The following is a 674-nucleotide window of genomic DNA, read 5'->3' as shown; positions in this document are numbered from 1 at the left end:
GTCTACGCCTGCTTGGTCGCTTGCTGCGTCAATGGCTTGGGTAGCTTTGTCTGCTGCTTGCTTAGCTTGAGCTTTCGCTGCTGCTTTTTCTGCATCTGAAAGGTTAGCGTTCGCATCAATCTCTGCTTCTTTTTCTGCAAGCTTAGCTGCTACTGCTTCCTTAGCTTTGTCCTTAGCCACTGGGTTAACTGCTGCTACTGCGGCAATTCCGTCTGCTTGCGCTTTGTCTACGCCTGCTTGGTCGCTTGCTGCATCAATGGCTTGGGTAGCTTTGTCTGCTGCTTGCTTAGCTTGGGCTTTCGCTGCTGCTTTTTCTGCATCTGAAAGGTTAGCGTTCGCATCAATCTCTGCTTCTTTTTCTTTCAGTTTAGCCGCTACTGCTTCCTTAGCTTGGGCTTTAGCTTTGTCCTTAGCCACTGGGTTAACTGCTGCTATTGCGGCAATTCCGTCTGCTTGCGCTTTGTCCACGCCTGCTTGGTCGCTTGCTGCGTCAATAGCTTGGATAGCTTTGTCTGCTGCTTGCTTAGCTTGAGCTTTCGCTGCTGCTTTTTCTGCATCTGAAAGGTTAGCGTTCGCATCAATCTCTGCTTCTTTTTCTGCAAGCTTAGCTGCTAAGTCTGCTTTAGCAGCTTTCTTAACAGCTTCTAAGTCGCCCGGTGTGTGGACGCCTTCAA

Annotated in this window: 1 protein-coding gene; it reads right to left on the bottom strand. The window is 49.6% G+C overall.

Annotated elements, in window-relative coordinates; translation table 11 throughout:
- A partial coding sequence (locus HT687_RS10915) for a DUF1542 domain-containing protein (protein ID WP_172924204.1) occupies window positions 1–674 on the bottom strand: 674 nt, incomplete at both ends.

The organism is Streptococcus sp. 1449 (assembly GCF_013276805.1).
GTDB lineage: Bacteria > Bacillota > Bacilli > Lactobacillales > Streptococcaceae > Streptococcus > Streptococcus pseudopneumoniae.
The sequence above is the reverse complement of the archived record's forward strand: the minus strand, read 5'-3'. Positions and strand labels throughout refer to the sequence as shown.